This is a genomic window from Paracoccus cavernae (assembly GCF_042430175.1).
Lineage (GTDB): Bacteria > Pseudomonadota > Alphaproteobacteria > Rhodobacterales > Rhodobacteraceae > Paracoccus > Paracoccus cavernae.
On sequence record NZ_JBHMDZ010000032.1, the window covers coordinates 1 to 6,308 of the forward strand.

Below are 6,308 nucleotides of genomic sequence, written 5' to 3' on the forward strand. Positions count from 1 at the left end.
CCAAACATGACCCGCTTCGCATAATCTAAAGGTGGGTCAGTTCTCGGTGGAAAAACCGGGTCACGTCTCGACAGAAATCAACAGACAAGACCATCAACGCAATGCTGGATCGCGCCGGCGGCGGCCGCGTCGGGCGCTCGCAGCTGCGCAAAGAGGTTCTCGAGATCGCCAAGGATCCCGAGATGGCCGAGGCCGTGGTCCTGACCGCCCTTGACGTAGCGGAAGCCGATGGCGAAATCGAACCGGCCGAGCAGAAGGTGCTTGAGACCCTCGCTAAAGACCTCGGCCTCGACCTCGCGCGGCTCGCAGATTGATGGATCGCCTCAACACCCCTGCAGTGATCAGTGCGGCCGGCGTGGCCGTCATCGCGCAGGTGATCCTGCCCGTCGCTCTCGATCTCATCGCATCGGTCGCGATCTTCGGCTGCGGCGCGGTCTGCGGCTGGCGAAGCCGCAAAACTTAACCTTGGGAAAGGACTTCAACATGAGCACGATCGACAGCAGTTCCGATCAGCGCACCGCCAACAATGCCGTGCGCCACGCCTACCGCACCCTCTCGGAAGCCGAGAAGGCACAGATGCAGCAGGTCAAGGACATGAGTGCCGACCTCATTGCCAAGCTGCACGAGATCGGCGGGACCGATCCTGCAGGCGACCGCTTGGCCTCGCGCGATCTCTCTCTGGCCAACACCCACATCGAGGACGCCGTGATGCGTGCCGTGCGCCACATCACCGCCTGACGCTCCGGTGACCGGCCCCGCGCGGGCCGGCATCCCGAGCGCCATCGATGGAGGTATCGAGACATGGACATTCAGAACAGCTTCGACGGCATGCCCGACAGGCTGCCGCCACCGACAGGGAGCGACGGCGCAGACATCATGCGCAACGCCCACTGCAAGCGCCGCAAGGCCCCGCCTGTGAAGGAGACAGCCGAAGACAGACAGCAGAGCGACAACACCTATGGCATCGCCGCTGAAGAGTTGCGGCAGTTTATCGAACAGTTCGAACAGCTGGACGCGGAGAAGAAGGACATCTCTGCGCAGCAAAAGGAGCTGATGGCCGAGGCCAAAGCCCGCGGCTACGACACCAGGGTGATGCGCAAGATCATCGCGCTGCGCAAGCGCGACAAGGACGATGTGGCCGAGGAAGAGGCCATTCTAGAAATGTACAAAGCAGCATTGGGGATGCTCTGATGTCCAACGATTACGCCGCTAAGCGTGAAGCCGCGCGCGCCGCCGCCCGCGAAAAATACGCTGCCGACATGGAGGGCCAACCGCCGCTCAAGCGCGGCGACGCGCTTTGGTGGATAGGCCACGATGAAGAGAGCTTCTCATGCCATGCCGCCACCCGCGACGAGGCCATCGAGATCGGTCATAAAGATTATGACGACGGCGATGGCTTCCACATTGTCCAGGCTCGACAGGACGAAATCGACCTCGCCGCCGCATTCGATCTCGAGCGGTTCATCGAGGAGGTCGATTGTCACTTCGAAGATCTCCAAGGGGAGGATCACGAAAGCTTCCTCTCGAGCTACAGCCACGTTGAGCTTGACGCCCTCGAAACCGCGATCCGTCACACCGTCCGTCAATGGCAGGTCAAGACGCGGCTGGACGGCGGCGGAACCTGCTATCCGTCCATCTTCACCGCATGCGGTCATGACGAGCACATTCCCTCCATGAAGGAAGGTGGTGCCGCATGAGGACCCACCGCGGCGTCACCGTTGTGGAAAGCGACCACCCAAGCGGCGCGCGCACCTGGGCGCATGAAGAGAGCGGCTCTGGCGGCGTTGCCCACACCAACGAAGAGGCGATCCGCCAAATCAGCCGCGCCTTGGGGCCGGATCCGGCGTGTGCGTTCTGTCGCGGGCATGGGTCGGACGACTGGGCCTTTGAGGCACTCGTACCCTGCGCGGTCTGCTTTCCGGAGGATCCGGTGGACGACGATAAAAGGAGGGTTGAGTGATGGGCCGACGCGTCACTTTCAGACAATCAGACATGGTCCGCGCATATCGGGCGGCAGCAGATGCCGGCACTCCCGTGTCAAAGACGGAAATTATGCCTGATGGGCGAATCGTGATTTACCACGACGAGGTCACCAAGGCCGGGGCGATGTCTCCGTTCGAACAATGGAAGGCCGAGCATAATGCGCATGCGCCTTAAGGGATTGAACAAAGTCAGCAAGCGCTTGGCCAACGGGACGCTCGTGACTTATTATTACGCTTACTAGGGCGGGCCGAGGCTGCCGGGAAGGCCGGGAGATCCGGAGTTTGTTGCGGCCTATGCAGCAGCCACTCGCGAAAAAATCGCCCCCCGTTTGGATCGTCTCCAATCAGTTTTGAATGCCTACCAGGACAGCCCCAAGTTTCTCGACTTGGCCGTAAGAACGCGCCGCGACTACACCCGCAACATTCGGGTAATTGAAAAGCGGTACGCGGATCTGCCCATCGACGCCCTGCCCGATCCTGCCACTCGCGGGGACATGCTGGATTGGCGCGACACCATGGCGCGAAAATCACGGCGACAGGCCGATTATATCTTTGCCACCCTTGCCGCGATCTTGGCCTGGGCAAAAGATCGCGGTCGCGTTCCCACAAACCCATGCGAACGGCCGGGCAAGCTCTATCGCTCGGATCGCGCCGAAAGCATCTGGACCAGCGACACCGAAAGCGCACTGCGCGAAGTTGCACCCGATCGCATTTGGCTGGCCTATATGTTGGCCATCTGGACCGGACAACGACAGGGTGATCTGCTGCGCCTAACCTGGACCGCCTATGACGGCCGTGCGATCCGCCTCAGGCAGTCGAAGACGGGCGCGCGGGTCACTGTTCCTGTAGGGGCGCCGCTTAAGGAGCTTCTGGATCTCACCCCGAGGGCGACAACCACTATTTTATCGACCTCCGAGGGGACGCCCTGGACCAGCGATGGCTTCAGAAGCACATGGCGGAAAACCTGCGTGGCGGCCGGAATTATTGGACTTGGCCTCAAGGGGCCGACCTTCCACGATATCCGGGGCACCGCCGTGACCCGCTTGGCCTTGGCTGGATGCTCGACGCCCGAGATCGCGACGATTACCGGTCACGCCTTGAAGGACGTCGAGCTGATGCTGGACGCGCATTACCTCGCCCGCGATATCGGGCTCGCCGAATCAGCTGTACGTAAACGCGAGAATCATGAGGCGCATCCGGGACTTTTCCCAACTGCGCGCCCAACCGGCTCAAGATGTTCGTGAAGTGTGCGGCTAGATTGCCAGTATTTAACTGGCAGGGGCAGAGGGACTCGAACCCACGACCCTCGGTTTTGGAGACCGATGCTCTACCAACTGAGCTATACCCCTAAGCCGCGCGTCTTCTTACGGCTGCTTGCGTGACTGTTCAAGAGGAGAAGTGAAGCGGAATGCAGATCGTCCCCCGCGATCAGCGCCCCGCCTCCTCTCGTCCCGCTTCGCCGCTTTCGTCCAGCGCAAGAAACCCGCCCGATTGGCGCTGCCACAAAGCCGCATAGATGCCGCCCCGCGCCAGCAATTCCTCGTGGCTGCCCTCTTCGACGATCCGGCCCGCATCCATCACGACCAGTCGATCCATCTGCGCGATGGTCGAAAGACGATGGGCGATGGCGATCACGGTCTTGCCCTGCATCAGCCCGATCAGCTGCTGCTGGATCGCGGCTTCGACCTCGCTGTCGAGCGCCGAGGTCGCCTCGTCCAGCACCAGAATCGGCGCATCCTTGAGCAGTACCCGTGCAATGGCGATTCGCTGGCGCTGGCCGCCCGACAACTTGACCCCGCGCTCGCCGACATGTGCCTCCAGCCCCCGCCGGCCGTGGCTGTCGACCAGCGTCTGGATGAAGTCCCAGGCTTCGGCCGAACGCGCGGCGGCAATGATCTCCGCCTCGCCGGCATCGGGGCGGCCGTAAGCGATATTGTCGCGCACCGAGCGGTGCAGCAGCGAATTGTCCTGCGTCACCACCCCGATCGCCGCGCGCAACGATTCCTGCGTCACCCCGGCGATATTCTGGCCGTCGATCGTGATCTCGCCCGCCTCGATGTCGTGAAAGCGCAAGAGCAGGTTGATCAGCGTCGATTTCCCCGCGCCCGAGCGGCCGACGAGACCGATGCGCTCGCCCGCGCGGATCGTCAGGTTGAGATCGTCCAGAACGGTGCGCGGCTTTTCCTCGACCTCGGAATGGTAGTGGAAGGTGACGTGGCGATAGCTGACCTCGCCCGCCCCGCGCTTCAGCGGCTGCGCATCGGGCGCGTCGTTGACGACGCGCGGCAGCGCGAGGCTCCCGATACCGTCCCGCACCGTGCCGATGTTTTCAAAGAGCCCCGCGAACTCCCACATGATCCAGTGGGACATATTGCCCAGACGCAACGCCAGCGGGATCGCCACCGCGACCGCACCAACCTCGATCTGGCCGTTGACCCAAAGCACCAGCCCCAGCGCCGTCACCGCCCCCGTCAGCAGCGAGTTCAGCGTCGAGAGCGAGACGTTTTGGATCGAGGCCAGCCGCATCTGCGCATGAACCGTACCGAGAAAGGCGTCCATGCTTTCGCGGACATAGCTTTCCTCCCGCGCGGAATGCGAGAACAGCTTGACCGTGGTGATATTGGTATAGCTGTCGACGACGCGGCCGGTCATCACCGCACGCGCATCGGCCTGCCCCTCCGAGACCTCCGCGATGCGCGGAATGATCCACCACAGCAGCACGCCATAGGCCAGCCCCCACAGCGCGAAGGGCAGCGCGAGCCAGGGGTCGGTCGTCGCGGCAAGGATCAGAGCGCCGATGAAATAGACGCCGACATAGACCATGACATCCATGAACTTCATCGCGACTTCGCGCACCGCCAGCGCGGTCTGCATCAGCTTGGTCGCGATCCGCCCCGCGAATTCGTCCTGAAAATAGCTCATGGACTGGCGCAACAGATAGCGGTGCGCCTGCCAGCGGATGCGCTGCGGGAAATTGCCCATCAGCGTCTGGTGCATCACGAGCGAGAAAAGGATTTGCAACAGGGGCAACCCGACCAGCAGGATGGCGGCCATCGCGAGCAGCCTGCCGCCCTCGGCCTGCCAGAAACCCGCGCGATCCGCTTCGGCCAGCCGGTTCACCAGATCGCCGAGATAGCCGAACAGCACCACCTCGGCGACGGCGATCGCGGCCGAACACGCCGACATCACCCCCATCCAGGGCAAAGCGCTTTTGGAATAATGCAGAATGAACCGCCACATCCCCCGCGGTGCCATCTGCGGCGGATCATCGGGATAGGGCTCTAGCCGGTTCTCAAACCAACGAAACATGGTCGGCCTCAAAAATGCGGGTCGCAGGAGCGCCACAGAAGCCGGCTCTAGCGCAGCGCCCCGCCCGATAACGGGCAAAACGCGGCGCGCCGGTCATGCGGGCGCGGAAACGGGGGCAGGACGCAGTCGGGCGGTTCGGACCCCCTTCGCGACCTTCGGCAGCATAGGCTGGAAACCGGACGCGAGGGGGCACAAGCATTGCCCGAAAGGCGGCGGCGGGGCCCGTCACGTCTGGTGAGTGGAGGATGCGGCAATCCCGCATCAGGATAGAGGCAAACATGTGAAATCCTTGTGAATCCGGTGACGCGAAACGCTCAGATTCGTGGGGATTCCATGATATGCACTCCTTATATCCAATTCCTCCATAGCAGTTTTCCGGCCCTGCCACAAGCAGGCCGCAAGATGCAGCCTGCCGCCAAAGGGCCAAGCATCGCGAAGCTCGGGCGTCAGATCACCGGCGGGGGCGCGGGTCAGGCAGCCATGCCGTGATTGACGGTTTCGATCCAGTTGTCCTCGGAATCGATATCGAAGGCGGCATAATACTTCGGGCGATCCCCGGCCGCGAAGGCGATTGGATCGGCCCGCCCGCCGTATCGCGATCGCCGTTCCAGAAAAACGGGCTTCCCGGCACGCCGAAACCGGCATGGGAACCCTGCCCGCCGGTTCGCCCGTCATCCAGCTCGAGCTGGATCGCGACACCCGAGGGCGCAAGCACCCTTTCCTAAAAGTTGCGGGTCCGCCCCGAATTCCTGACGGTCTGACGGATATGGTAGAGTATCGGTCTCCAAAACCGAGGGTCGCGGGTTCGTGCCCCTCTGCTCGTGCCAGCCGATATTTGCTCTCTCCCTGTGACAAACAGGCGAGGCCCCTTCTCTTCTCTTTCATGCGGGCAATATCCCGGGGTCCGGGGCAGCGCCCCGGCTTGGCGCCGTCCGCCTGATGATAGCGCCGCCAATGAAAAAGGCCCGCCCCTTTCGGGACGGACCTTCTTTCGTATCACCGGACCGGTAGGGGCGT

The 6,308-nt window shown here is 62.7% G+C and carries 8 protein-coding genes and 1 tRNA gene; 7 read left to right on the forward strand and 2 right to left on the reverse strand.

The features are described from left to right. Positions 1 to 101: 101 nt before the first annotated feature. The 7 genes from ACFFUC_RS12635 to ACFFUC_RS12665 all read left to right on the forward strand — a co-directional run bounded on the left by ACFFUC_RS12635 (position 102) and on the right by ACFFUC_RS12665 (position 3,226). Positions 102 to 314 carry a TerB family tellurite resistance protein gene (locus tag ACFFUC_RS12635; RefSeq protein ID WP_377686720.1) on the forward strand — a complete coding sequence of 71 codons (213 nt, stop codon included), beginning with the start codon at positions 102 to 104 and terminating at the stop codon, positions 312 to 314. Beyond that, positions 314 to 463: a hypothetical protein gene (locus tag ACFFUC_RS12640; RefSeq protein WP_377686722.1), complete on the forward strand. Its 150-nt coding sequence runs from the start codon at positions 314 to 316 to the stop codon at positions 461 to 463. Before ACFFUC_RS12635 ends, ACFFUC_RS12640 begins: the two co-directional genes overlap by 1 nt. A 20-nt stretch (positions 464 to 483) precedes the next feature. Then, positions 484 to 738 carry an Acb2/Tad1 domain-containing protein gene (locus ACFFUC_RS12645; RefSeq protein WP_377686723.1) on the forward strand — a complete coding sequence of 85 codons (255 nt, stop codon included), beginning with the start codon at positions 484 to 486 and terminating at the stop codon, positions 736 to 738. A gap of 138 nt (positions 739 to 876) precedes the next feature. Next, positions 877 to 1,191: a DUF2312 domain-containing protein gene (locus tag ACFFUC_RS12650; protein WP_377686732.1), complete on the forward strand. Its 315-nt coding sequence runs from the start codon at positions 877 to 879 to the stop codon at positions 1,189 to 1,191. Further along, entirely contained in the window at positions 1,191 to 1,697 is a 507-nt protein-coding gene (locus ACFFUC_RS12655; protein ID WP_377686725.1) for a hypothetical protein, read from the forward strand. The genes ACFFUC_RS12650 and ACFFUC_RS12655 overlap by 1 nt, the downstream gene beginning before the upstream one ends. Further along, positions 1,694 to 1,960, forward strand: a complete 267-nt coding sequence (locus ACFFUC_RS12660; RefSeq protein WP_377686726.1) for a hypothetical protein — start codon at positions 1,694 to 1,696, stop codon at positions 1,958 to 1,960. The genes ACFFUC_RS12655 and ACFFUC_RS12660 overlap by 4 nt, the downstream gene beginning before the upstream one ends. Before the next feature lie 351 nt (positions 1,961 to 2,311). Further along, positions 2,312 to 3,226, forward strand: coding sequence for a tyrosine-type recombinase/integrase (locus tag ACFFUC_RS12665; protein ID WP_377686728.1), 915 nt, complete (start codon positions 2,312 to 2,314; stop codon positions 3,224 to 3,226). Positions 3,227 to 3,255: 29 nt separating this feature from the next. Here the strand turns inward: ACFFUC_RS12665 and ACFFUC_RS12670 are convergent. Both ACFFUC_RS12670 and ACFFUC_RS12675 read right to left on the reverse strand, forming a co-directional pair. After that, positions 3,256 to 3,331: transfer RNA gene (locus tag ACFFUC_RS12670), tRNA-Trp, on the reverse strand. A gap of 79 nt (positions 3,332 to 3,410) precedes the next feature. Beyond that, positions 3,411 to 5,291, reverse strand: coding sequence for an ABC transporter ATP-binding protein (locus tag ACFFUC_RS12675; protein WP_377686730.1), 1,881 nt, complete (start codon positions 5,289 to 5,291; stop codon positions 3,411 to 3,413). Between the last annotated feature and the right edge of the window lie 1,017 nt (positions 5,292 to 6,308).